The sequence below is a fragment of the Streptomyces sp. DSM 15324 genome, from assembly GCF_001514285.1.
GTDB lineage: Bacteria > Actinomycetota > Actinomycetes > Streptomycetales > Streptomycetaceae > Streptomyces.
This window is the reverse complement of the sequence record NZ_KQ949025.1, coordinates 1-25914: the sequence shown is the minus strand read 5'-3', so window position 1 is coordinate 25914 and position 25914 is coordinate 1. Positions and strand designations below refer to the sequence as shown.

21 protein-coding genes are annotated in these 25914 nt (G+C 70.7%); 17 read left to right on the top strand and 4 right to left on the bottom strand.

Annotation, left to right across the window (positions count from 1 at the left end; translation table 11 throughout):
• Positions 1 to 26 precede the first annotated feature (26 nt).
• From nrtL to AQJ58_RS10325, 16 genes are all read left to right on the top strand, one after another.
• Positions 27 to 1511, top strand: a complete 1485-nt coding sequence (gene nrtL, locus AQJ58_RS10400) for an ArgS-related anticodon-binding protein NrtL (protein WP_079078841.1) — start codon at positions 27 to 29, stop codon at positions 1509 to 1511.
• A 15-nt stretch (positions 1512 to 1526) separates the two neighbouring features.
• Positions 1527 to 2918: a diaminopimelate decarboxylase gene (gene lysA / locus AQJ58_RS10395; protein WP_067247881.1), complete on the top strand. Its 1392-nt coding sequence runs from the start codon at positions 1527 to 1529 to the stop codon at positions 2916 to 2918.
• Between the two features lie 315 nt (positions 2919 to 3233).
• Positions 3234 to 4526 (top strand): homoserine dehydrogenase, encoded by a 1293-nt coding sequence (locus AQJ58_RS10390; RefSeq protein ID WP_067247879.1) that lies wholly within the window; start codon positions 3234 to 3236, stop codon positions 4524 to 4526.
• 6 nt (positions 4527 to 4532) lie between these two features.
• On the top strand, positions 4533 to 5591 hold the full coding sequence (gene thrC / locus AQJ58_RS10385; protein ID WP_067247877.1) for a threonine synthase: 1059 nt from the start codon (positions 4533 to 4535) through the stop codon (positions 5589 to 5591).
• Between the two features lie 241 nt (positions 5592 to 5832).
• The gene (gene thrB, locus AQJ58_RS10380; RefSeq protein WP_067247874.1) at positions 5833 to 6777 is read left to right on the top strand and encodes a homoserine kinase; all 945 of its coding nucleotides are present in this window, start codon (positions 5833 to 5835) and stop codon (positions 6775 to 6777) included.
• 405 nt (positions 6778 to 7182) lie between these two features.
• Positions 7183 to 9180: a transcription termination factor Rho gene (gene rho, locus AQJ58_RS10375; protein ID WP_067247872.1), complete on the top strand. Its 1998-nt coding sequence runs from the start codon at positions 7183 to 7185 to the stop codon at positions 9178 to 9180.
• A 227-nt stretch (positions 9181 to 9407) separates the two neighbouring features.
• A complete protein-coding gene (locus AQJ58_RS10370; protein ID WP_067247869.1) occupies positions 9408 to 11225 on the top strand; it encodes a trypsin-like serine protease in 1818 nt (605 codons plus the stop codon).
• A 185-nt stretch (positions 11226 to 11410) separates the two neighbouring features.
• A complete protein-coding gene (locus tag AQJ58_RS10365) occupies positions 11411 to 12544 on the top strand; it encodes an LCP family protein (protein WP_067247866.1) in 1134 nt (377 codons plus the stop codon).
• Between the two features lie 148 nt (positions 12545 to 12692).
• Positions 12693 to 12917, top strand: a complete 225-nt coding sequence (rpmE, locus tag AQJ58_RS10360; RefSeq protein WP_067247864.1) for a 50S ribosomal protein L31 — start codon at positions 12693 to 12695, stop codon at positions 12915 to 12917.
• Between the two features lie 108 nt (positions 12918 to 13025).
• Entirely contained in the window at positions 13026 to 14102 is a 1077-nt protein-coding gene (prfA, locus tag AQJ58_RS10355) for a peptide chain release factor 1 (protein WP_067247861.1), read from the top strand.
• Between the two features lie 36 nt (positions 14103 to 14138).
• The gene (gene prmC / locus AQJ58_RS10350; protein WP_067247858.1) at positions 14139 to 14984 is read left to right on the top strand and encodes a peptide chain release factor N(5)-glutamine methyltransferase; all 846 of its coding nucleotides are present in this window, start codon (positions 14139 to 14141) and stop codon (positions 14982 to 14984) included.
• A 67-nt stretch (positions 14985 to 15051) separates the two neighbouring features.
• A complete protein-coding gene (locus tag AQJ58_RS10345) occupies positions 15052 to 15699 on the top strand; it encodes an L-threonylcarbamoyladenylate synthase (protein WP_067247856.1) in 648 nt (215 codons plus the stop codon).
• The gene (locus tag AQJ58_RS10340) at positions 15696 to 16376 is read left to right on the top strand and encodes an arsenate reductase/protein-tyrosine-phosphatase family protein (protein ID WP_067247854.1); all 681 of its coding nucleotides are present in this window, start codon (positions 15696 to 15698) and stop codon (positions 16374 to 16376) included. Before AQJ58_RS10345 ends, AQJ58_RS10340 begins: the two co-directional genes overlap by 4 nt.
• A 657-nt stretch (positions 16377 to 17033) precedes the next feature.
• Positions 17034 to 18284 (top strand): serine hydroxymethyltransferase, encoded by a 1251-nt coding sequence (gene glyA, locus AQJ58_RS10335; protein WP_067247851.1) that lies wholly within the window; start codon positions 17034 to 17036, stop codon positions 18282 to 18284.
• A gap of 194 nt (positions 18285 to 18478) precedes the next feature.
• Positions 18479 to 19834 carry an MraY family glycosyltransferase gene (locus AQJ58_RS10330; protein WP_067249604.1) on the top strand — a complete coding sequence of 452 codons (1356 nt, stop codon included), beginning with the start codon at positions 18479 to 18481 and terminating at the stop codon, positions 19832 to 19834.
• Between the two features lie 94 nt (positions 19835 to 19928).
• Positions 19929 to 20582, top strand: a complete 654-nt coding sequence (locus AQJ58_RS10325) for an O-methyltransferase (RefSeq protein ID WP_420712154.1) — start codon at positions 19929 to 19931, stop codon at positions 20580 to 20582.
• 9 nt (positions 20583 to 20591) lie between these two features.
• Here AQJ58_RS10325 and AQJ58_RS10320 read toward each other — a convergent pair whose 3' ends face one another.
• The 4 genes from AQJ58_RS10320 to AQJ58_RS10305 all read right to left on the bottom strand — a co-directional run bounded on the left by AQJ58_RS10320 (position 20592) and on the right by AQJ58_RS10305 (position 24057).
• Positions 20592 to 21698 carry an HAD-IIIC family phosphatase gene (locus AQJ58_RS10320; RefSeq protein WP_067247848.1) on the bottom strand — a complete coding sequence of 369 codons (1107 nt, stop codon included), beginning with the start codon at positions 21696 to 21698 and terminating at the stop codon, positions 20592 to 20594.
• An 18-nt stretch (positions 21699 to 21716) separates the two neighbouring features.
• The gene (locus tag AQJ58_RS10315) at positions 21717 to 22802 is read right to left on the bottom strand and encodes an acyl-CoA dehydrogenase family protein (RefSeq protein ID WP_067249601.1); all 1086 of its coding nucleotides are present in this window, start codon (positions 22800 to 22802) and stop codon (positions 21717 to 21719) included.
• A gap of 46 nt (positions 22803 to 22848) precedes the next feature.
• A complete protein-coding gene (locus AQJ58_RS10310; protein WP_067247846.1) occupies positions 22849 to 23145 on the bottom strand; it encodes an acyl carrier protein in 297 nt (98 codons plus the stop codon).
• Positions 23146 to 23208: 63 nt separating this feature from the next.
• Positions 23209 to 24057: a 3-hydroxyacyl-CoA dehydrogenase family protein gene (locus AQJ58_RS10305; protein ID WP_067247844.1), complete on the bottom strand. Its 849-nt coding sequence runs from the start codon at positions 24055 to 24057 to the stop codon at positions 23209 to 23211.
• A 666-nt stretch (positions 24058 to 24723) separates the two neighbouring features.
• Here AQJ58_RS10305 and AQJ58_RS10300 point away from each other — a divergent pair.
• The coding region (locus AQJ58_RS10300) for a beta-ketoacyl synthase N-terminal-like domain-containing protein (RefSeq protein WP_199844562.1) at positions 24724 to 25914 on the top strand (1191 nt) is incomplete at its 3' end.

Genomic DNA, 25914 nt, shown 5'->3' with positions numbered 1-25914 from the left:
CCCCCCTCCTCCCCTACGCTTGTCCCGTGACCCCCGTCGAGCTCTCCCGCACCGTGCTGCACGCGGTACGTCGTGCTGTCGATGCCGGAGAGCTGAGCGTGGCCGTCCCGGCGCGGGCCGTCGTCTCGCCGCCGGGGCCCGGAGGGGCCGGGGACTACGCCACGAACATCGCCCTGCAGCTGGCCCGCCCCGCCGGGCAGCCCGCCCTCCGGGTCGCCGAGGTGCTGCGGACCCATCTCGCCCGCTCCGAAGGCGTCACCTGCGTCGAGATCACCGGGCCCGGGTTCCTCAACATCAGCCTCGATCGGCACGCCGCCGGCACCGCGCTCGTCCGGCGGATCCTGGCGGAAGGGATGCGGTACGGGCACGGCGACAGCCTTGCCGGGCAGGTGTACGAGGTGCGCGTGCCGTTCGAGGTCCGGGCCGAGGTTCTCGCCGACGCCCTGGCGCGGATCGTCGCCTCCCAGGGCGGGCGCGTCGCCGTCCATCACCTCGCAGGCGCCCAACACTTCGACGCCCGACCTCTCGACCACTTGGACGCCCAACCTCTCGACGCCCAGCCTCTCGACGCCCAACACCTCGCCGTGCAGCCCTCTCCCGGCGCCTCGGAGCCCCCGTTCGACGACTCGGAGCCCCGTCCAGGTGTCTCGGAGCCTGCCTTCGCTGTCTCGGAGCCTGCCTTCGCTGTCTCGGAGCCTGCCTTCGCTGTCTCGGAGCCCCTTCCAGGCGCCCCGGGACCACTCCCCGGCAGCTCGCAGCCCCTCCCCGGCAGCTCCCACCCCTCCCAGTCCCCTCGCGCCGCCTCGCAGGCCACCCGGACCGCCGCCTCCCCGGCCACCCGCATCGCCGTCCAGCGCCCCCACCTCAACAGCCGCAGCGCTCCCACCGAGCTCACCACGCCGCTCGAGGCCGCGCAGCCCGCCGGTGACCCCCGACCCACCGCTCCCCCCACGGCCACCCCCACCCCCCTCGACCTGCGCCCCCACCCCGCCCCCGAGGACCCCACCCCCCTCGGGCTCGACGCCGCCTGCTGGGCGTTGCTCCACCCCGCCCCCCACGACCGGCCGCGCGTCACCGCCGATCATCTGGTCCAGCGTGAGAGCAACCCCCTCTTCCGGGTCCGGTACGCCCACGCCCGCACCCGCGCCCTAGGCCGTAACGCCGGCGATCTCGGGTTCACCGCCGAGGCTGGAGGCATGGGGGAGGAAGGGGAGGAAGGGGGGCATGCGGCGTCCCTGTCTCTCCTGCCCCTTCTCGCCGACTACCCCCGCGTCCTCGCCACCGTCGCCGCCCTGCCCCGCGCGGAGGGGGTCGCCGCGCCCTCGCGGCTCGCTCGGTATCTCGTCGTGCTCGCGGACGCCACGCTGGCGCTGCTCCCCGTCGTGCTGCCGCTCGGCGAGGAGAAACCCTCGGCCGCCCACCGCGCCCGGCTCGCGCTCGCCGAAGCCGCCGGGACGGTGCTGGCCGGCGGCCTGTCCCTGCTCGGCATCGACGCACCCGACCATCTCTAGAGAGCCAGTCAGAACATGAGCCGTTCCGCACACCCCGCCGGGCCCCGTCACGCCGATGTCCTTCCCGAGGGGCACTACTCCGCGCCGCCCAGTGACCTCAACGTCCTCGACCCGAAGGTCTGGGCGCAGACCGTCGGGCGGGACGAGGACGGGGTCGTGACCGTGGGGGGTATCGACGTCAAGACGCTCGCCGAGGAGTACGGGACCCCCGCCTACGTCCTCGACGAGAGCGACTTCCGCGCCCGGGCGCGGGCCTGGCGCAGTGCGTTCGGTGACGATGCCGACGTCTTCTATGCCGGCAAGGCCTTCCTCTCGCGGGCCGTCGTGCGGTGGCTGCACGAGGAGGGGCTCAACCTCGACGTGTGTTCGGGGGGTGAGCTGGCCACCGCGCTGTCCGCGGGCATGCCGGCCGAGCGCATCGCCTTCCACGGCAACAACAAGTCGAGCGAGGAGATCCACCGCGCCGTGAGCGCCGGGGTCGGGCGGATCGTGCTGGACTCGTTCCAGGAGATCGTGCGGGTCGCCCATATCGCGCAGTCGCTGGGCAAGCGGCAGCGGGTGCAGATCCGGATCACCGTGGGGGTGGAGGCGCACACCCACGAGTTCATCGCCACGGCGCACGAGGACCAGAAGTTCGGGATCCCCCTGGCCGGCGGCGTGGCCGCGGAGGCGGTGCGGCGGGCGCTGAAGCTCGACGGGATCGAGCTCATCGGCATCCACAGCCACATCGGCTCGCAGATCTTCGACATGTCCGGGTTCGAGGTCGCCGCGCACCGCGTCGTCGGGCTGCTGAAGGACGTCCGGGACGAGCACGGCGTCGAGCTGCCCGAGATCGACCTCGGGGGCGGGCTCGGGATCGCGTACACCAGCGATGACGACCCGCGCGAGCCGCACGAGATCGCCAAGGCGCTCACCGAGATCGTCACACGGGAGTGCGAGGCCGCCCGGCTGCGTACGCCGCGGATCTCGGTGGAGCCCGGGCGGGCCATCGTCGGACCGACCGCCTTCACGCTCTACGAGGTCGGCACCATCAAGCCGCTCGACGGGCTGCGCACGTACGTCTCCGTCGACGGCGGCATGTCCGACAACATCCGCACCGCGCTGTACGACGCCGAGTACAGCGTCGCGCTCGTCTCGCGCACCTCGGACGCCGCGCCCATGCTCGTGCGGGTCGTCGGCAAGCACTGCGAGAGCGGGGACATCGTGGTCAAGGACGCGTTCCTGCCGTCGGACCTGGCACCGGGTGACCTGATCGCCGTACCGGCCACGGGTGCCTACTGCCGGTCCATGGCGAGCAACTACAACCATGTGCTGCGGCCGCCGGTCGTCGCCGTGGCCGACGGCGAGTCGCGGGTCATCGTCCGGCGGGAGACGGAGGACGACCTGCTGCGGCTCGACGTCGGGTGACCCGGAGGGTTCGGTGTCGGAAGACCTGGTTCGTTCGGGGCCGGAAGACCTGGTTCGTTCGGGGCCGGGGGATCTGGATCGTTCGGGGTCGGGGGCCTGGATCGCTGGGTGTCGGGTGAACACGATCTCCGGTGAGACCGGATTCCGGTAAGGGAAAAGCCGCACGGAAACGAAAACAGAGGGGGCGGGAGAATCTTCTGCCGCCCGCCCCGGTGAAAATGAAATAGATGTCTCACGATCCGGACCAGGGGCAGAAACTCCGGTCCGGTGGGTGAGACTGGTCCAACCGTAGACGGTATGAGGAAACGAGGTCGGATGATGCGTACGCGTCCGCTGAAGGTGGCGCTGCTGGGCTGTGGAGTGGTCGGCTCAGAGGTGGCGCGCATCATGACGACGCACGCCGACGACCTCGCCCAGAGGATCGGCGCCCCGGTGGAGCTCGCCGGGGTGGCCGTGCGGCGGCCGTCGAAGGTGCGCGACGGCATCGACCCGTCCCTCGTCACCACCGACGCCACCGCCCTCGTCAAACGCGGGGACATCGACGTCGTGGTGGAGGTCATCGGGGGGATCGAGCCCGCGCGGACGCTCATCACCACCGCCTTCGCACACGGCGCCTCCGTCGTCTCCGCCAACAAGGCGCTGCTCGCCCAGGACGGGGCCGCCCTGCACGCCGCCGCCGACGAGCACGGCAAGGACCTGTACTACGAGGCCGCCGTCGCCGGGGCCATTCCGCTGATCCGGCCGCTGCGGGAATCCCTCGCCGGCGACAAGATCAACCGGGTGATGGGCATCGTCAACGGGACGACCAACTTCATCCTCGACAAGATGGACAGCACGGGGGCGGGGTACCAGGAAGCCCTCGACGAGGCGACCGCCCTCGGATACGCGGAGGCCGACCCGACCGCCGACGTGGAGGCGTTCGACGCCGCCGCCAAGGCCGCCATCCTCGCCGGCATCGCCTTCCACACGCGCGTGCACCTCGACGACGTCTACCGCGAGGGGATGACCGAGGTCACCGCGGCCGACTTCGCCTCCGCCAAGAACATGGGCTGCACCATCAAGCTGCTCGCCATCTGCGAGCGGGCCGCCGACGGAGGCTCCGTCACCGCGCGCGTGCACCCCGCCATGATTCCGCTGACCCACCCGCTCGCCTCCGTGCGCGGCGCCTACAACGCCGTCTTCGTGGAGTCCGACGCGGCGGGCCAGCTGATGTTCTACGGCCCCGGCGCCGGCGGTGCCCCCACCGCCTCCGCCGTGCTCGGCGACCTGGTCGCCGTCTGCCGCAACCGGCTCAGCGGGGCAACGGGGCCCGGCGAGTCGTCGTACGCCGCCCTGCCCGTGTCGCCGATGGGTGACGTCGTCACCCGGTACCACATCAGCCTGGACGTGGCCGACAAACCGGGGGTTCTCGCCCAGGTCGCCACCGTCTTCGCCGAGCACGGGGTGTCGATCGACACCGTTCGGCAGCAGGGCAAGGACGGCGAGGCCTCCCTCGTCGTCGTCACCCACCGCGCGTCCGACGCCTCCCTCAGCGGGACCGTCGAGGCGCTGCGCAAGCTCGACACCGTGCGGGGTGTCGCCAGCATCATGCGGGTTGAAGGAGAGTAACCAGCAATGACCCACCAGTGGCGCGGAATCATCGAGGAATACCGGGATCGGCTGCCGGTGTCCGCCAGCACTCCCGTGGTGACGCTCCGTGAGGGTGGTACGCCCCTCGTGCCCGCGCAGGTGCTCTCCGAGCGCACGGGCTGCGAGGTCCACCTCAAGGTGGAGGGCGCCAACCCGACGGGGTCCTTCAAGGACCGCGGGATGACCATGGCCATCAGCAAGGCCAAGGAGGACGGCGCCAAGGCGGTCATCTGCGCCTCCACCGGCAACACCTCCGCCTCGGCCGCCGCCTACGCCGTCCGCGCGGGCATGGTCTCCGCCGTGCTCGTGCCGCAGGGCAAGATCGCGCTCGGCAAGATGGGGCAGGCCCTCGTCCACGGCGCGCAGATCCTCCAGGTCGACGGCAACTTCGACGACTGCCTCACGCTCGCCCGTCAGCTGAGCGACAACTACCCCGTCGCGCTGGTCAATTCGGTCAACCCGGTGCGCATCGAGGGGCAGAAGACCGCCGCGTTCGAGATCGTGGACATGCTGGGCGACGCCCCGGACATCCATGTCCTGCCGGTCGGCAACGCGGGCAACATCACCGCCTACTGGAAGGGCTACAAGGAGTACGCCGGCGACGGCATCGCCTCGCGGACGCCCCGGATGTGGGGCTTCCAGGCCTCCGGCTCGGCGCCCATCGTGCGCGGCGAGGTCGTCAAGGACCCGTCCACCCTCGCCACCGCGATCCGGATCGGCAACCCGGCGTCCTGGCAGTACGCGCTGGCCGCGCGGGACGAGTCGGGCGGCCTCATCGACGAGGTGACGGACCGTGAGATCCTGCGCGCCTACCGGCTGTTGGCCGCGCAGGAGGGTGTCTTCGTGGAGCCCGCGTCCGCCGCGTCCGTGGCCGGTCTGCTGAAGGCCGCCGAGCGCGGCGACGTCGACCCGGGCCAGCGGATCGTCTGCACCGTCACCGGCAACGGCCTCAAGGACCCGGGCTGGGCCACCGAGGGCGCCCCGCGTCCGGTGGTCGTCCCGGTCGACGCGGCGGCGGCAGCGGGCCGCCTGGGTCTCGCCTAGGGCGCCGCGCGCACCCGGTCGACGCGGGGTTAACCCCGTAGGGGATGCACAGGGGGCTTACGACACGCATCGTGCGCCTCCTGTGCGCCCTATGTCGCCGCAGAACCTTCCTTCGATAGGCTGTACCGAACCCGCCCGCTGCATATGCCGCAGCGTCGTGTCGCCCTCGCGGCCCCGGGGTCGTCACGTATCTAGCGCATGTCATTCGACAGCCACGCAGCTCAAGGAGAGTCATCGAGAGATGGCCGGTCCCGCCTTCCGCGCCGCCCCCGTACGGGTGCGCGTCCCCGCAACCAGCGCCAACCTCGGCCCCGGCTTCGACGCCCTGGGCCTGTCGCTGGGGCTCTACGACGACGTCGTCGTCCGGGTGGCCGACTCCGGGCTGCACATCGACATCGCGGGCGAGGGCAGCGAGACCCTGCCGCGTGACGAGAAGCACCTCCTCGTCCGCTCCCTGCGCACCGCCTTCGACGTCCTGGGCGGCCAGCCGCGCGGCCTGGAGATCGTCTGCGCCAACCGCATCCCGCACGGCCGGGGCCTCGGCTCCTCCTCCGCCGCGATCTGCGCCGGCATCGTCGCCGCGCGCGCGGTGACCATAGGCGGCGAGTCCCGGCTCGACGACGCCGGTCTGCTCGAACTCGCCACCGAGATCGAGGGCCACCCCGACAACGTCGCCGCCTGTCTGCTCGGCGGATTCACGCTTTCCTGGATGGAGGCGGGCGCCGCGCGGGCGATCAGGATGGAGCCCGCCGATTCCATCGTTCCGGTGGTTTTCGTCCCCGGAAAGCCGGTACTGACGGAAACCGCGCGCGGCCTGCTCCCGCGCACCGTGCCGCACGTCGACGCCGCCGCCAACGCGGGCCGTGCCGCCCTGCTCGTCGAGGCCCTCACGCGGCGCCCCGGGCTGCTGCTGCCGGCCACCGAGGACCGACTGCACCAGGAGTACCGCGCCCCCGCGATGCCGGAGAGCGCCGCCCTGGTGGAGCGGCTGCGCGCCGACGGGATCCCCGCGGTGATCTCCGGCGCCGGCCCCACCGTGATGGCGCTCGCCGACGCGGAGACGGCCGACAAGGTCGAGGCTCTGGCGGGCGCGGACTGGGCCGCCAACCGCCTGGCCCTGGACCTGCGGGGGGCGAGTGTTCTGCCGCTCGCTCCCGCTGGTGAAACGCACTCCGGCGACATTTAAGTGCACGGTTGCCGGATTTCGAGAGGGGGAATGTTTGTTGGATCCGGTAGTGTTAACCTCAAGTCTGCACCCGACCCCACCATGGCGAGGTGCTTCGTGTCCCCGTCCGGGACAGACATTCTTCCGGGAGCTCCCCAAGCCGCACTGCGTTCCGTACGTCGTATCTGGGCAGTACGCCGTACACCGGCGCTGAGCGGTCCGCGGGGCACGCTCCGGAATCGGTGCTACCACGCCACGTGACACTGGGTGTCACGCTTTGGCGCGGAAGCGCCATCACCAGCAAATCTCTCTCCGCCGTTGTGGCGGACCACCGCCCCGGCTTCGCCAGAGCATGGACCGAAGTCGGACAGCACAACCGGTCGCCGAGCCAGACAGGCCGACGTCCGCTCCAGGGAAGGACCCTTCGTGAGCGACACCACCGATCTGATGGGCGCACGTGTCGAGGAGACCGCTGCCGCGCCCGCCACGGACGCCTCCGCGCCTGCCACCGGTGCCGGCTCCCGGCGGCGCCGCGGTACCGGCCTCGAGGGCATGGTGCTGGCCGAGCTCCAGCAGGTCGCATCCGGCCTCGGCATCAGGGGCACCGCGCGGATGCGCAAGAGCCAGCTGATCGAGGTCATCAAGGAGGCGCAGGCCGCCGGAGGCTCCGCCCCGGCGAAGGCCGACGCCCCGGCCGCCGAGACCAAGCCCAAGCGCCGCGCCGCCACCAAGGCCCGCGCGGGCGAGGACGCCGCCGAGAAGAAGGCGGACGCCGCGCCCAAGGCCGAGGCCCCCGCCGAGAAGGCCGTGGCCCAGCAGCAGATCGAGATCCCCGGCCAGCCGGCCAGCAACGACGCTCCCGTCGAGCGCCGCCGTCGCCGGGCCACCGCCGACGCGGGCAGCCCCACCGCCTCCGGCGCCGAGACCGTCGTCGCCGAGGCCAAGGCCGAGACGCCCGCGCAGCCGCAGGCCGAGGCCCGCACGGCCGACGCCGCCGAGGCCGACGGCCGCCGCCAGGGCCGCCGTGAGCGGGGCGACCGCGGTGACCGCGGCCGTGACCGCGGTGACCGTGGCGACCGCCGCGGCAAGGGCGACGACCAGCAGGGCGGCCAGCAGCAGCGCGGCCAGCAGACCCAGCAGCAGAGCCGTCAGGACCGCAACACCGGTCCGCAGGACGACGACGAGTTCGGTGACCGTCGTGGCCGCCGCGGCCGCTACCGCGACCGCCGTGGCCGCCGCGGGCGCGACGAGATCGGTACCCCCGAGCCGCAGCTCGCCGACGACGACGTCCTGATCCCCGTCGCGGGCATCCTCGACATCCTCGACAACTACGCGTTCATCCGGACCTCCGGCTACCTGCCCGGTCCGAACGACGTGTACGTCTCCCTCGCCCAGGTCCGCAAGAACGGCCTGCGCAAGGGCGACCACCTCACCGGCGCGGTCCGCCAGCCCAAGGAAGGCGAGCGGCGCGAGAAGTTCAACGCGCTGGTCCGCCTCGACTCCGTCAACGGCATGGCGCCCGAACACGGCCGTGGCCGACCGGAGTTCAACAAGCTGACCCCGCTCTACCCGCAGGACCGCCTCCGCCTGGAGACGGACCCGGGCGTGCTGACCACCCGCATCATCGACCTCGTGTCGCCGATCGGTAAGGGCCAGCGCGGTCTGATCGTGGCCCCGCCGAAGACCGGCAAGACCATGATCATGCAGGCGGTCGCCAACGCGATCACGCACAACAACCCCGAGTGCCACCTGATGGTCGTCCTCGTCGACGAGCGTCCGGAAGAGGTCACCGACATGCAGCGGTCGGTCAAGGGCGAGGTCATCTCCTCGACCTTCGACCGCCCGGCCGAGGACCACACCACGGTCGCCGAGCTGGCCATCGAGCGCGCCAAGCGTCTGGTGGAACTGGGCCACGACGTCGTCGTGCTGCTCGACTCGATCACGCGCCTGGGCCGTGCGTACAACCTCGCCGCCCCGGCCTCCGGCCGCATCCTGTCCGGTGGTGTCGACTCGACCGCCCTGTACCCGCCGAAGCGCTTCTTCGGCGCGGCCCGCAACATCGAGGACGGTGGCTCGCTGACCATCCTCGCCACCGCCCTGGTGGACACCGGGTCCCGCATGGACGAGGTGATCTTCGAGGAGTTCAAGGGCACCGGCAACATGGAGCTCAAGCTCGACCGGAAGCTCGCCGACAAGCGCATCTTCCCGGCGGTGGACGTCGACGCGTCCGGCACCCGCAAGGAGGAGATCCTGCTCGGTGCCGAGGAGCTGGGCATCGTGTGGAAGCTGCGCCGGGTGCTGCACGCGCTCGACCAGCAGCAGGCGATCGAACTGCTCCTGGACAAGATGAAGCAGACCAAGTCGAACGCCGAGTTCCTGATGCAGATCCAGAAGACGACCCCGTCGCCCGGCAACGGCGACTGAACGCTCCGCCGAGTGAGCCGACCCGCTGAGGACGTCGGCTCACCGCGGGCCGTCGGTGGCTCGTCACGCAGTTCCCCGCGTCCCTGAAGGGGCGCCTCCGGGGCCGCTCCCTTTCGTGGGGGGCGGCCCTTCGGCGTGCCGGTGGGCGTTGTTACGATCGCGCCCTTCGGTCGGCCGTTCGAGCCGGGACCGAAGCTCAGGACTTCTGATCCCTAGGGGGGACTCGAGTGGGTACACCCACGTCCGGGGGCCGACGGCACAGACGACGGGCGCGGATCGCGCTGCCCGTCGCCGCGGCGGGTCTCGCCGCCGCCGTCGCCGGTGTGTTCCTGACCACGTCGGCGGGGGCGGCCACCGCGCCGCCCACGCCGCCCGTGCGCGGCACCCTGTCGACGTCCGAGATCGAGGCACGCCTGTCGACCGCGCTCGCCGCCGACGACACCCCGGGAAAGACGTCCAGGTCGTCCCTCGACGCGAGCACGGGCAGTAGCTCCGCCACCGTCGACCCGAAGATCATCGGTGGTTCGGCGACGACCCTCACCACCGCGCCCTACATGGCCCAGCTCTGGTACGGCGACGACCGCGGCACCGCCACGACCAGCGACGACATCGGCTTCTTCTGCGGGGGCGCGGTCGTCGCCCCGACGAAGATCCTCACCGCCGCGCACTGTGTCGCCGGCTACGACTGGAAGGCGCACGGCTTCGTCGTCACGGGCACCGCACAGCTGCTCACCGAGACCTCCGGTGGCGGCGCCGACCTGCACGGCGGCACCGCCAGCAGTGTCTGGCGGCAGTGGAACCACCCGTCCTACGACGCCCACACCATCGACAACGACCTCGCCGTCCTGACCCTGCCGAACCCGGTCAAGGTGCAGCCGATCCCGATGACGACGGCCGGTGACACCGCGTCGTACACCGGCGCGGCGGCCGGGACCGCCCAGGTCTTCGGCTGGGGCCGGACCAGTTCCACCAGCCAGGACATCTCCGACACCCTGAAGACGGCCACGCTGCCGATCCAGTCGGACGCCACCTGTTCGGGCGAGTACGGCGGCGACTTCATCGCGCAGCACATGGTGTGCGCGGGCGAGCCCGCCACCGGCTCCGACACCGGCACCACCGCCGCCTGCAACGGCGACTCCGGCGGCCCGCTGGTCGTCGGCGGCAAGGTCGTGGGCGTCGTGTCCTGGGGCGTGAAGGACTGCGTGGCGGCGGGCGCGTACAGCGTCTTCACCAAGCTCACCACGTACGTCGCCGCCGCCTCCCCGCGCGTCGACGACACCAACCTCAGCGGTGACCACAAGGCCGACCTCTTCGTGCGCAACTCCTCCACGAAGACCGGCTACGAGCTGGACTCCAAGGGCACCTCGCTGGCCTCCCGGCATTCCTGGGGCTCCTTCAGCGGCAAGAACCTCATCCTGCAGGCGGACCTCGACCGGGACGGCTACCAGGACCTGATCGTGCGCCGCGCCTCCGACGGCGACGTCTTCTGGAAGCACTACGTCCGCTCGACCGACAGCTGGGCCACCCAGCTGATCGGGGACAACTGGACGTCGCGTCTCGCGATCGTCGCCCCGGGGGACGTCACCGGCGACGCCCTCCCGGACGTGCTCTCCGTCGACTCCGCGGGCGTCCTGTGGATCTACCCCGGCAAGGGCAACGGCACCTTCGCCTCGCGGGTCAAGGTGAGCACCGGCTGGAACCAGTACGACCTCGTGCGCGGTCACGGCGACCTCAGCAACGACGGCCGGGCCGACCTGCTCGCCCGCAACAGGAGCACCGGCGCGCTCTACCTCTACAAGGGGACCGGCAAGGCCGGCACGGGCGCCTTCTCGGCCCGCGTCAAGGTCCGCACCTGGAGCAACACCACGTACAACGCCTTCGACGCGGTCGGCGACGTCAACGGCGACGGCAAGGCCGACTTCCTGGCCCGTACGCCGGGCGGCACGCTGTATCTGTACAAGGGCACCGGAAAGGCCACGAGCGAGATCTTTGCCACAAGGGTGTCACTCGGTACCAGTTTCCAGCAGTACGACCTGTTCGGCTGAGTTCCGCCGAAGGCGCAGGTGAGCGGGCGGCGCCCCCCGCTCCGCCCCCCGCTCCGCGCGCCACGCTCCGGGCCCGGTCAGCCACTGACTGACCGGGCACAGAGCGTCGTGCCACCCCGTCCCGAGTTTCCCCGTCCGACCCGGCGGGGCGACGATGGTGAGGTTGCACGAGAACAGAGGAGCACATGTCCGCCGAGCACACGCCGGAGCCCGGCACACCGGGCGAGACCGGCCCGACGGGTGAGCACGACAGCGGCCCGAGGCACCGCGGACGGCGGGGCCGGCGCAAGGGGCTGCTGATCATGGCGTGGACGGCGGCCGGCATCGTCGCCCTGGGCGGCACCGGCGCGGGCTACCTGTACTTCAAGCTCAACGGCAACATCAAGAGCGTCGACATCGACCAGGCCCTCGGCACCGACCGGCCCACGAAGGCCGACAACGGCTCGGAGAACATCCTGGTCCTCGGCTCCGACACCCGCTCCGGCGCCAACCGCAGGCTCGGCGGCGGCACCGACGACGGCAGCGCCCGCTCCGACACCGCGATGATCATCCATGTGTACCGGGGCCACAGGCGGGCCAGTGTCGTCTCCCTCCCGCGCGACACCCTCATCGACCGGCCGGCGTGCACGGACCCGCAAGGAGTCAGGCACGACCCCGCAGACGGCGTGATGTTCAACTCCGCGTACACCACGGGCGGCGCGGCCTGTGCCGTGAAGACCGTCGAGTCGATCACCGGCCTGCGGATGGACCACTACCTCGAGGTCGACTTCTCCGGCTTCGAGAAGCTGATCGACGAGCTGGGCGGGGTCCAGGTCACCACCACCAGGGCGATCGACGACCCCGAGAGCCACCTCCGCCTCAAGGCCGGCACCCACAGGCTCGACGGCAAGCAGGCCCTCGGCCTGGTCCGCACCCGGCACGGCGTCGGCGACGGCTCCGACCTCGGCCGCATCCAGCTCCAGCAGGCGTTCGTCAAGGCACTGGTCACCCAGGTCAAGCACATCGCTCTGTTCACCAGCCCGAAGAACCTGTACGACCTCGCCGACACCGCGACGAAGGCCGTCACCACCGACTCCGACCTCGGCACCGTCAACGCGCTGATGTCCTTCGTCAACGGCCTCAAGGGGATCAGCGCGTCGAAGATGCACATGGTGACCCTGCCGGTGCGCTACGACCCGGCCGACCCCAACCGGGTCGTCGTCCTGCCGGACAAGGCCCAGCAGATCTGGACGGCCCTGAAGAACGACGAGCCCATCCCGGCGGCGGCGACGGAGGGCAACGCGACGGGGGAGGCCGCAGGGGTCGTGGCGTCGTCGTGAGGCCACGACGCACGCGCACGGAATAGATCCGCGCACCCCCCGGTTTTGGGGGATGGCGCCAGTCCTGGCAGACTGGTACGTCGGCTCCGGTTCACGTTTCCGTATCCCGCGGCAGCGACCCGGCGCCCTCCCGAAACTAGGAGACACCTTGAAGCGCGAGATCCACCCCGAGTACGTCGAGACGCAGGTCAGCTGCACCTGTGGCGCGTCGTTCACCACCCGCAGCACGATCGGCAGCGGTGCCATCCGCGCCGACGTCTGCTCCGAGTGCCACCCGTTCTACACGGGCAAGCAGAAGATCCTCGACACCGGTGGCCGCGTGGCCCGCTTCGAGGCCCGCTTCGGCAAGGCTGCCGCCGGCTCCAAGAAGTAGCGAGCCCCACATCGCCGGTCCACGGCCGTGCCCCCGCCCGGGGTGCGCCGGGACCGGCGTTTTTGGTCGTTCGCCTTCATCCACGCCACAGCATTCCAGGAGCCCATCATGTTCGAGGCAGTCGAGGAGTTGGTCGGTGAGCACGCCGACCTCGAGAAGCAGCTCGCCGACCCGTCGGTCTTCGCCGACCAGGCCAACGCGCGCAAGCTGAACAAGCGCTACGCCGAGCTCACCCCGATCGTCGCCACGTACCGCTCCTGGAAGCAGACCGGCGACGACATCGAGACCGCGCGCGAGTTCGCCGCCGCCGACCCGGACTTCGCCGCCGAGGCCAAGGAACTCGACAAGCAGCGCGAGGAACTCACCGAGAAACTGCGGCTGTTGCTCGTGCCCCGGGACCCGTCCGACGACAAGGACGTCATCCTGGAGATCAAGGCCGGCGCCGGCGGCGACGAGTCCGCCCTGTTCGCGGGCGACCTGCTGCGCATGTACCTGCGCTACGCCGAGCGCGTCGGCTGGAAGACCGAGATCATCGACGCCACCGAGTCCGAGCTGGGCGGCTACAAGGACGTCCAGGTCGCCGTGAAGACCAAGGGCGGCCAGGGGGCGACGGAGCCCGGTCAGGGCGTCTGGGCGCGGCTGAAGTACGAGGGCGGCGTGCACCGGGTGCAGCGCGTGCCGGCGACCGAGTCGCAGGGCCGGATCCACACCTCCGCGGCCGGTGTCCTCGTGACCCCGGAGGCGGAGGAGGTCGACGTCGAGATCAACCCGAACGACCTCCGCATCGACGTCTACCGCTCCTCCGGACCGGGCGGCCAGTCCGTCAACACCACCGACTCCGCGGTGCGCATCACGCACATTCCCACCGGAGTCGTCGCCTCCTGCCAGAACGAGAAGAGCCAGTTGCAGAACAAGGAGCAGGCGATGCGTATCCTGCGCTCCAGGCTCCTCGCCGCGGCCCAGGAGGAGGCGGAGCGGGAGGCCGCCGACGCCCGCCGCAGCCAGGTCCGCACCGTCGACCGCTCCGAGAAGATCCGCACGTACAACTTCCCGGAGAACCGCATCTCGGACCACCGGGTCGGCTTCAAGTCGTACAACCTGGACCAGGTCCTGGACGGCGACCTCGACGCGGTGATCCAGGCCTGCGTCGACGCGGACTCGGCCGCGAAGCTCGCCGCCGCGTAACAACGGCACGTACGAGTACCACCACGGAGGACTTGCGTGAACCTGCTGCTCTCGGAGGTGGCCCAGGCCACCCAGCGGCTGGCCGACGCCGGCGTGCCCTCGCCGCGCAACGACGCGGAGGAGCTCGCCGCGTTCGTGCACGGCGTGAAGCGCGGCGGACTGCACTCCGTGAAGGACTCCGACTTCGACGCCCGGTACTGGGAGGTCATCGCCCGGCGTGAGCAGCGCGAGCCGCTCCAGCACATCACCGGGCGGGCCTACTTCCGCTACCTGGAGCTCCAGGTGGGCCCCGGCGTCTTCGTGCCGCGTCCCGAGACCGAGTCGGTCGTCGGGTGGGCCATAGACGCCGTCCGGGCCATGGACGTCGTGGAGCCGTGCATCGTCGACCTGTGCACCGGCTCCGGCGCCATCGCCCTCGCCCTCGCCCAGGAGGTGCCGCGCTCCAGCGTGCACGCCGTGGAGCTGTCCGAGGACGCGCTGGTCTGGACCCGCAAGAACATGGAGGGGTCGCGCGTCGACCTGCGCCAGGGCAACGCCCTGGACGCCTTCCGCGACCTCGACGGGCAGGTCGACCTGGTCGTCTCCAACCCGCCGTACATCCCGCTGACCGAATGGGAGTACGTCGCTCCCGAGGCCCGGGACTACGACCCGGACATGGCGCTGTTCTCCGGCGAGGACGGCCTCGATCTCATCCGCGGCCTGGAACGGACCGCCCACCGGCTCCTGCGCCCGGGCGGCGTCGTCGTCATCGAGCACGCCGACACCCAGGGCGGCCAGGTGCCGTGGATCTTCACCGAGGAGCGGGGCTGGGCCGACGCGGCCGACCACCCGGACCTCAACAACCGCCCCCGCTTCGCGACCGCCCGCCGGGCGATGCCGTGAGCACCGCTCGAGCGAACACCCCCCTGACTTCTGTCCAGCAGTACGTGCACGAGGAGGCCCGTTAGACATGGCTCGGCGATACGACACCAACGACGCGACCGACCGCGTGACCGGTCTGCGCGAGGCCGCGTCCGCCGTCCGCCGGGGCGAGCTCGTGGTCCTCCCGACCGACACGGTGTACGGCATCGGCGCCGACGCGTTCTCCAAGGAGGCCGTGGGCGATCTGCTCGAGGCCAAGGGCCGGGGCCGCAACATGCCCACCCCCGTCCTCATCGGCTCCCCGAACACCCTGCACGGCCTGGTCACGGACTTCTCCGAGCTGGCCTGGGAGCTGGTCGACGCGTTCTGGCCGGGCGCGCTGACCCTCGTCGCCAAGCACCAGCCGTCCCTCCAGTGGGACCTGGGCGACACCCGCGGCACGGTCGCCGTGCGCATGCCGCTGCACCCGGTCGCCATCGAGCTGCTGACCGAGGTCGGCCCCATGGCGGTCTCCTCCGCCAACCTCACCGGACACCCCGCGCCGGAGAACTGCGACTACGCCCAGGAGATGCTCGGCGACTCCGTCTCCGTCTACCTCGACGGCGGCCCGACCCCCGGGAACGTCCCCTCCTCGATCGTCGACGTCAGCCGCGAGGTCCCGCTGCTGCTGCGCGAGGGGACGATCACGGCCGACGAGCTGAGGAAGGTCGTACCCGACCTCGAGGTGGCGAATTGACAGCCCCTGACGCGGGGCGTGGCATAGGCAACGGGGAACGCGCCGCGGAGATCACGACGACCTTCGTCGGACTTCCGCGCGACACCTTCCGCATCCTCCACGTCAGCACCGGCAATGTCTGCCGCTCCCCCATCACCGAGCGGCTGACCCGGCATTTCCTGTCGCAGCGGCTCGGGGTGCTGGGGGGCGGGCTGATCGTGGAGAGCGCGGGCACCTGGGGCCACGAGGGCGCGCCGATGGAGGCCAACGCGGAGACCGTGCTGGCCGACTTCGGCGCGGACCCCTCCGGGTTCACCGGCCGTGAACTGCTCGACGAGCACGTCATCATGGCCGACCTCGTCCTGACCGCGACCCGTGACCACCGGGCCCAGGTCATCTCCATGGGGCACTCCGCGGGCCTGCGCACCTTCACCCTGAAGGAGTTCACCCGCCTGGTGAACGCGATCGACCCCGCCACCCTGCCCCCGCTGGAGGAGGGCGTGGTCCGCCGGGCCCGCGCCCTGGTCCGCGCCGCCGCAGCCCTGCGCGGCTGGCTGCTGGCCCCCACCCTGGAGGCGGACGAGGTCTACGACCCCTACGGCGCGCCCCTGCCGTTCTTCCGCTCGATCGGCGACGAGATACACCAGGCCCTGGACCCGGTGGTGACGGCGCTGACGGGTGTGCCGGCGCGGATGTGAGGCGGGGCGGGGCGGCCCGGTAGCCGGAGTCCGCAGCAGCGGCCCGCCGAGGCCGAGCGGTGCGAGGGGTGGCGCCGGGATGGTGCCGGGTTGACGGGTGCGCGGCGCGGGCTTGAGGCGGGGTCTTGGGGTTTGGCGGCCTGTTGAGTCCGCTGGATCGGTTCGTGGCCCGGGCAGTCGGGTGGTCGGGGCGGTGGCCGCGGCGGGGCCCGACCGGTGGAGGGGTGTGAGGGGTGGGGATGGGATGGTGCCGGGTTGACGGGTGTGGGGCCGCGGGCTTGAGGCGGGGTCTCGGGGTCTGGCGGCCTGTTGAGTCCGCTGGATCGGTTCGTGGCCCGGGCAGTCGGGTGGTCGGGGCGGTGGCTGCGGCGGGGCCCGACCGGCGGAGGGGTCTGAGGGGTGGTGTTGTGGTGCAGGCGTTGACGGGGTGGGACGGCGCGGGTCTGAGGCGGGGCGGGGCGGCCGTCGAGTCCGTCGCAGCGGGCCGTGGCCCGGGTGGTCGGGGGGCCGCCGCACCGGTCCGTTGCCCGGGGGCGAGTCCGGCGTTCGGGAAGGGGCCCGGTGGTGGTGGTGCGAATGTCGGCGCAGGCGGGGAGCGGGGCCGGCGGGGCGGGCCTACATTGGTCGTACGGCATCGTCGACGTCCCGGAGTCCGTCATGTCGGTCACCCCTGTATCTGTTGCGGCCGCCGATGCGGATGTCCTGCGGCGCCAGGATCCGGAGATGGCCGAGGTGCTGCTCGGCGAGGCGACGCGGCAGGCGTCGACGCTCCAGCTGAGCGCCGCCGAGAACTTCTGCTCCCCGGCCGTGCTGGCCGCGCTGGGCTCGCCGCTCGCCAACAAGTACGCCGAGGGGTATCCGGGCGCCCGGCACCACGGAGGCTGCGAGATCGTCGACGTCGCGGAGCGGCTCGCGGTGGAGCGGGCGAAGCGGCTGTTCGGGGCCGAGCACGCCAATGTGCAGCCCCATTCCGGCTCGTCCGCCGTGCTCGCCGCCTACGCGGCCCTGCTGAGGCCGGGGGACACCGTACTGGCCCTGGGGCTGACCTACGGCGGTCATCTCACCCACGGTTCGCCCGCGAACTTCTCCGGGCGCTGGTTCGACTTCGTGCCGTACGGGGTGGACGCGGAGACCGGGCTGATCGACCGGGAGCAGGTGCGGGCGCTGGCCCGCAGCCATCGGCCCAAGGCGATCGTGTGCGGCTCGATCTCCTACCCGCGCCACATCGACTACGCGTTCTTCCGGGAGGTCGCCGACGAGGTCGGCGCCTATCTCATCGCCGACGCCGCCCATCCGCTCGGGCTGGTCGCCGGGGGAGCGGCGCCGAGTCCGGTGCCGTACGCCGATGTGGTGTGCGCCACCACCCACAAGGTGCTGCGCGGCCCGCGCGGCGGGATGATCCTGTGCGGCGGCGAGCTCGCCGAGCGCGTCGACCGGGCGGTCTTCCCGTTCACGCAGGGCGGCGCGCAGATGCACACCATCGCCGCCAAGGCGGTGGCGTTCGGGGAGGCGGCGACCCCGGCGTTCTCGGCGTACGCCCATCAGGTGGTCGCCAACGCGCGGGCGCTGGCGGCCCGGCTGGAGAAGGAGGGTCTCGTCGTCACGACCGGCGGGACCGACACGCACCTGATCACCTTCGACCCGGCGTCCCTCGGCATGGGCGGGCGGGAGGTTCGCGGGCTGCTGGCGGCCGGCGGGATCGTCCTGGACTGCTGTGCGCTGCCGCATGCTGATGCCCGCGGGCTGCGGCTGGGCACGGCCGCCGTGACCACGCAGGGCATGCGCGAGGAGGAGATGGCGGGCATCGGCGCGCTGATGGCGAGCGTGCTGCGCGGACAGGTGGAGGGCAAACGGGCCAGGGAGGAAGTACGGGAACTGGCCACGGCCTTTCCCCCGTACCCGGGGTAACCCTCGGGTGGAAGTCGCCGTATCCCGGGCCAAAGGGAGCGAACGGCAGGCCGGACGCGCCCCCGCGCAACCGAACTCACAGCTCCTCGTGCAACCATCGTCGCTACCCGGCAGTCCCCACACATATGCGCCGCGCGCGAGTCGAAGGCTAGGGTGTGAGGCTGAGATGGCCAGCGAGACATGTGGGGAAGCCCGTGCGTGAATACCTGCTGACGCTCTGCATCACGGCCGCGGTGACGTATCTGCTGACAGGGCCGGTACGGAAGTTCGCGATCGTGGCCGGGGCGATGCCGGAGATCAGGGCCCGTGACGTGCACCGGGAACCCACTCCGCGGCTCGGCGGGATCGCCATGTTCTTCGGGCTGTGCGCGGGACTGCTGGTGGCGGACCACCTGACCAACCTCAACGGAGTCTTCGAGAAGTCGAACGAGCCGCGCGCTCTGCTCTCGGGCGCCGCGCTGATCTGGCTGATCGGCGTCCTGGACGACAAGTTCGAGATCGACGCGCTGCTGAAGCTGGGCGGCCAGATGATCGCCGCGGGCGTGATGGTCATGCAGGGTCTGACGATCCTGTGGCTGCCGATCCCGACGGTCGGCACGGTCGCGCTGACCCAGTGGCAGGGCACCCTGCTGACGGTCGCGCTGGTCGTCATCACCATCAACGCGGTCAACTTCGTGGACGGCCTCGACGGTCTCGCGGCCGGTATGGTGTGCATCGCCGCCGCCGCGTTCTTCATGTACACGTACCGGATCTGGTACTCGTACGGCATCGAGTCCGCCGCCCCCGCGACGCTGTTCGCGGCGATCCTGATGGGCATGTGCCTGGGCTTCCTGCCGCACAACATGCACCCCGCGCGGATCTTCATGGGCGACTCGGGCTCGATGCTGATCGGCCTGGTGCTGGCCGCAGGGGCGATCTCCGTCACGGGCAACGTCGACCCGGACAATCTGTTCGGCGGCTCCGAGCGCTCCACCGTGCACCAGATGGTGCCGGTCTACATCCCGCTGCTGATGCCGCTGACGATCATCGCGATCCCGGCCGCCGACCTGATCCTGGCGATCGTGCGCCGCACCTGGCGCGGTCAGTCGCCGTTCGCGGCGGACCGCGGGCATCTGCACCACCGGCTGCTGGAGATCGGCCACTCGCACAGCCGGGCGGTGCTGATCATGTACTTCTGGTCGGCGCTGATCGCGTTCGGCGCGCTCGCCTACTCCGTCAACGCGGCGTCCATGTGGATCGTCCTCGGTGTGGTGTTCCTCAGCGCGCTCGGTCTGGCGCTGCTCCTGCTGCCGCGCTTCACACCGCGTGCCCCGCGCTGGGCCGAGGCGTTCGTGCCGCCGCGCTACCGTCGGCGCTCGCCGGCCGTCATGGCGCCGGGGGCCGCCCTCGCCGTCGTCAAGCCGGCGTCCACCACACCGCACCCCGCGGGTGTCGAGGGATCTGCCGAGTCCGAGGAGCAGCCGCGCAGCCCGGCCGTCGCCGGCGTCTCGCGTGTCAACGGAGCGACCGCGATCGGCACCCGTACGCCTCTCCGGGACACGCTTCGCTGACACAAGGCGAGGGCATTCCATAACCGGAATTCGTCGGCCGGTCTTGCCTGACATTGTGCGCCACCACTATGTTAAAGCGGTGGCTACTCAAATCATGTCCTCGCCGGAATTGCTCTCCTATGTGCGTGACGTCTCCCTGCGAGACGACGATATATTGCACGAGCTTCGCGAACTGACCGGGGAACTTCCCATGGGGCAGGCAATGCAGGTCATGGCCGAAGAAGGGCAGTTGCTCGGTTTCCTGGTCGGTCTGACGGGTGCTCGGGAGGTGCTGGAGATCGGAACGTTCACCGGGTACAGCACCTTGTGCATGGCCCGGAGCCTCGCGCCCGGCGGGCGTGTCATCACCTGCGACATCAGCGACAAGTGGCCCGATATTGCCCAGAAGTACTGGCTGAAGGCGGGGGTCGCGGACCGTATCGACGTCCGTATCGGGAATGCCTCCGAAACCCTTACCGGACTACTCGGTGAGGGGAAAGCGAACACCTTTGATTTCGCCTTCGTCGACGCTGACAAGGCGAATTATCGTCGCTATTATGAATTGTCGCTCGAACTGGTGAGGCCGGGAGGTCTCATCGTCCTCGACAATACCCTTTTCTTTGGTCGGGTCATTGACCCGGGAGCTCAGGATCCCGACACGGTCGTGATCCGCGAGCTGAATTCCTTCCTGCACGAGGACCACCGGGTGGAGATATCACTCCTCCCGATGGCCGATGGCATCACGCTGGTACGCAAGAAGGCCTGCTGAACACTCCGGTCAGTGCACCGGATCCACGGTGGCCACACGGGAGTCCCGGGGCAGGTCCGGTGCACTGATCCGGATCGTGGCGTGCGGCTCACGACGCGCCGGCACCAAGTGCAGCCGTCGTGGATCCGCGGCTCCCGCGCCGGGCAGCGCGTCCTGGCACGAGCAGGACTCCTCGCCGAGGCCGGCGAACCGGTAGGCGATCTCCATCATGCGGTTGCGCTCCGTGGGCCGGAAGTCGGCCACCAGGTGGGCACCCGCCCGGGCGGCCTGGTCGATCAGCCAGTTCAGGATCGCCGCACCCGCCCCGAACGACACCACCCGGCAGGACGTCGCCAGCAACTTGAGGTGCCAGACACCCGGCCGCGTCCGCAGCAGGATCACCCCGACCGCGCCGTGCGGACCGAAACGGTCGGCCATGGTCGTCACCAGCACCTGGTGCCCGGGGTCGGCCAGCAGCTCGCGCAGCGCCGCGTCGGAGTAGTGGACGCCCGTCGCGTTCATCTGGCTGGTACGCAGCGTGAGCTCCTCCACGCGCGACAGCTGCTCCTCGGTCGCGCGGCCGATGCGCATCTCCAGTTCCAGCGAGCGCAGGAACTCCTCCGTCGGCCCGCGGAAAGCGGCCTGCTCCTCCTCGCGCCTGAAGCCGGCCTGGTACATCTGGCGGCGCCGCCGCGCGTCCACGGTGACGTTCCGCGGACTGAACTCCGGCAGATCCGCAAGCGCCGGCAACCGGTCGGCGGCGTAGCAGCGGACCTCCGGCAGGTGGAAGGAGACCTCGGCCCGCTCGGCGGGCTGGTCGTCCACGAACGCGATGGTGCCGTGCGCGAACTTCAGCCCCTCCGCGATGTCCCGCACCGAGTCCGACTTCGGCCCCCATCCGATCCGCGGCAGGACGAAGTACTCGGCGAGGCCCAGCTCCTCCAGCTTGGCCCAGGCCAGGTCATGGTCGTTCTTGCTGGCCACCGACTGCAGAATGCCCCGGGCGTCCAGCTCGATGATCAGCTCCCGCACGCCGTCCGGCGGCCGCACCGCGTCGCCCTCCGACAGCGTGCCCTGCCAGAGCGTGTTGTCCAGGTCCCAGACCAGGCACTTCACCGTGGTCGGCACTTCAGACATGCAGATCCTCCAGGGTGGTCACTGTGCCGTCGCCACGGCGTGCTGCGCCAGAATCAACTGGCAGATCTCGTTGCTGCCTTCGATGATCTCCATCAGCTTCGCGTCCCGGTACGCGCGCGCCACGACATGACCGTCCCGCGCCCCGGCCGAGGCCAGCACCTGCACGGCCGCCGCGGCACCGCGGGCGGCGTGCCCGGCACTGACGTGCTTGGCCAGCACGGTCGCCACGACCTGATCCGGGGAACCGGCGTCCCAGCACGCGCTGGCATGCGCGCACGCCTGGGCCGCGACCTGCTCGGCCGCGTACAGGTCGGCGAGGTGCCCCGCCACCAGCTGGTGCTCGTGCAGCGGCTTGCCGAACTGCACCCGCGAGGCGGCGTGCCGCGCCGCGGCGTTCCGGCAGGCGCGCAGGATGCCCACACACCCCCAGGCCACCGAGATACGGCCGTAGGCGAGGGCGGTGGTGACCAGCAGCGGCAGGGGCATGCCCGGCGTGCCGAGCAGGCTGGACAGCGGCAGTCGCACCGAGTCGAAGCGCACGTTCGCATGCCCGGCCGCACGGCAGCCCAGCGGGTCGGCGACCCGCTCCACGTGCACGCCGGGCGCCGAGGCGGGCACCACGACGACGGCCGCGCTGCCCTCGCACTGCCCGAACACGACCAGCAGATCGGCGTAGTGGGCAGCGGTCATCCACACCTTGTGGCCGGTGACCACGACGGAGTCGCCCGATGCCTCGATCTTGGTGGTCATGGCGGTCACGTCGGAGCCGGCGCCGCTCTCGCTGAAGCCGACCGCGGCCAGCCGACCGCCGACCAGCTCCGGCAGCAGCGCGGCCGACTGGTCGGGGTTGGCCAGCCGCTGGATCGTCCAGGCGGCCATGCCCTGCGAGGTCATCACACTGCGCAGCGAGCTGCACAGACTGCCCGCGTACGCCGTCAGCTCACCGTTGTCCCGGCTGCTGAGGCCGAGTCCGCCCAGCTCACCGGCGACCTGTGCGCACAGCAGCCCCCGCTCGCCGGCGGTGCGCAGCACCTCCAGGGGGATCTCGCCGGACAGATCCCACTCCTCGGCCCGCCCGTCGACGAGGGAGTCGAGGAGAGCGATCCCGTCGGCGAGCCGGTCGCCAGGAGCGGGATCGCCGACGTGCCGGTCAGGCACGGCCGACCGTGGCCGACGCGGCCCGCAGCCGCAGCACCAGCTCCACCATGCGCTGCACGGTCCGGAAGTTGTCCAGCTTGAGATCCGCGCCCACGATGGCGACCTGGTAGGTCTGTTCGAGGTGGACGACCAGCTCCATGGCGAACATGGAGGACACCAGGCCGGAGGCGAACATGTCCTGGTCCGGCGTCAGCGACTTCCTGGTCTTGGCCTCCAGGAAGCCCAGCAGCTCCCGCTCGACGGATTCGGCGCGCAACTCGGCGCTCTGCGGGGTCTGTTCAGTGCTCACTGCAACACCTTTCGGCTTTCAGAGTGACTTTCAGGGGGGTCTTCGACTCTCGGAACGCGTATCTCAGTACGCGTAGAAGCCCCGGCCGGACTTGCGGCCGAGGTCACCCTGGCGGACCTTCTCCAGCAGCAGGTCGGCGGGCTTGCAGGAGGGGTCGCCGGTGCGTTCGTAGAGAACCTGGAGGGAGTCGGCCAGGTTGTCCAGGCCGATCAGGTCGGCGGTGCGCAGCGGGCCGGTCGGGTGCCCGAGGCAGCCCTCCATCAGCTCGTCCACCGCCTCCACCGTCGCGGTGCCCTCGCCGACGATCCGCGCCGCGGCATTGATCATCGGATGCAGCAGCCGGCTCGTGACGAAGCCCGGCGCGTCCCGCACGATGACCGCCTTGCGGTTCAGGGCGGACAGCAGCTCGACCACGGCCGCCACGGCGGCGTCACCGGTCTGCGGACCCCGGCTGACCTCGACCATCTTGATCAGGTACGACGGGTTCATGAAGTGCGTGCCGAGAAGTTCCTCGGGCCGGTCCACCGACCGGGCCAGCTCGGCGATGGGGATACCGGACGTGTTGGAGATCAGCGGCGTCCCGGGCCGTACGGCCGCCGAGACCTCGGCCAGCACCTTGGCCTTCTCCGCCGGCAGCTCCACGATCGCCTCGATCACCGCGGTCGCGTCCGCCACGTCCGCCAGGGACACGCTGGTCGTCAGCTCGCCGGGCGCCGTGCCCGCGGGCAGCGCGCCCATGAGCTGAGCGTGCCGCAGCTGCTGCTCGATCCTGACGCGCGCCGCGCGCAGCGTCGTGACGTCGACGTCGACCAGGACGACGGGGATGCCGTGTCCGAGCACCAGGGCAGCGATCCCCGAACCCATCACCCCCGCACCCACGATGGCGACTTGACGGACTGTTGGTTCACTCATCGTGCCGGACACACTCCTTCACGCTCACCAGGCCGGCTCGCTACGGCTGCCAGGAACGGGGGCATGCTCATCTGCGCGAGCCACGGTCGCGGTCGTCACCGGCGGTGCGGCAGACGGCAACGGGCTTCCTGTACGAGTACGGGACAGGGGACGGGCGTTCACCGGGAGGGAGAGGCTCCGAAAATGGGCCGCGCTCCAGGGTGGCCGAGACCCCCTGGGACTCGCGCCGCCCACAACTAGGCAGCCGAACGAGCCTGGTGACGTCACGTCATGAGCGCACCAGGGCTTCCCCCTTGATCGTTCACTGCAACCTAGCACGCGGTCCGAGGCAGGGGAAGGACGGTCCGGAGTGCGTTCCTTGGGGTGAATTCGCAACGCCAGTCGGCCCGCCGTACTCGGGCGTGAGATGCGTCATAGTTTGCATGTGCAGCAGCGCAGTAGGCAGCCATGGCATTGGTCGGACCGCGCCGTTGGTGACGCCGAAGAGCCGCCGGGGGGCAACTCGTTGCGGTGGGAATCTTCTTGACTCCGGATCACCTGAGGGGGTTAGGCTGCAAACGGCTTGCAGGATGTACGTCGTTGTACCCGAAGTGCGCAGTCGCCCTCCAGGAGAGGCGGCGCGGGTGCAATGTCCACTTTCCATGCTAGACGGGGGATCTTCACAGTATGTCGGTCGGCGTGTGCGCCTTAACTGCTGATTACATCGCCATCATCGGTACTTCTTGCCGTTTTCCTGGCGTGTCCAGTTCGGTCGAATTCTGGGATTTGCTGAGGGACGGGCATTCCGTCGTTCCAGGGAAGCTGGAACGAGTAGAAGAATTCGATCCGAGTTTCTTCGGAGTTTCTCCGCGCGAGGCCGCCGCGATGGACCCGCAGCAGCGCCTCGCACTGGAATTGGCATGGGAAGCGCTGGAGGATTCCGGCATCGCTCCGCCGACCCTTCAAGGCCACATGACCGGCGTGTTCGTCGGCGCCATGTGGGACGACTACGCGATGCTCACCCACCGCCAGGCGCCCGCCGCCGTCGGCCAGTACGCCATGACCGGCCTCGCCCGCAGCATCATCGCCAACCGCGTCTCCTACGCCCTTGGCCTGCGCGGACCCAGCATCACCGTCGACACCGGCCAGTCCTCCTCCCTCGTCGCCGTGCACCAGGCCGCCCAGGCGCTGCGCACCGGAGAATGCACCCTCGCCCTGGCCGGCGGCGTCAACCTCGCCCTCGCCCCCGAGAGCGCCGAACGCTCGGAGAAGTTCGGCGGACTTTCCCCCGACGGGGAGTGCCGGACCTTCGACGCGCAGGCCAACGGTTATGTCCGCGGAGAGGGCGGCGGAATCGTCGTCCTCAAGCGACTCTCCGACGCCCTCGCCGACCGGGACCGCATCCTCTGCGTCATTCGCGGCAGCGCGGTGAACAACGACGGAGGCGGACCGGGACTCACCGTGCCGCACCAGGCGGCGCAGCAAGAAGTCATCGGTCTCGCATGCGCACGCGCCGGCATTGCCCCCGCCGCTGTTCAGTATGTCGAACTTCACGGGACCGGTACGCGCGTGGGCGACCGGATCGAAGCGGCAGCACTCGGAAACGCTTTCGGCCGGGAGCGCCCGAACGGTAATCCGCTGCGCGTCGGATCGGTGAAGACGAATCTCGGACACCTGGAAGGCGCGGCTGGTGTCGCCGGTCTCATAAAGGCCGTTCTGTCGATCAGGCACAGGCTTATTCCGGCAAGCCTCAACTTCACGGAACCCCCGGCCGACATCCCACTCGATTCGCTCCGGCTACGCGTTCAGACCGAGTTGGGAACCTGGCCCCAGGAAACCGATTCGCTCATTGCGGGTGTGTCGTCCTTCGGTATGGGC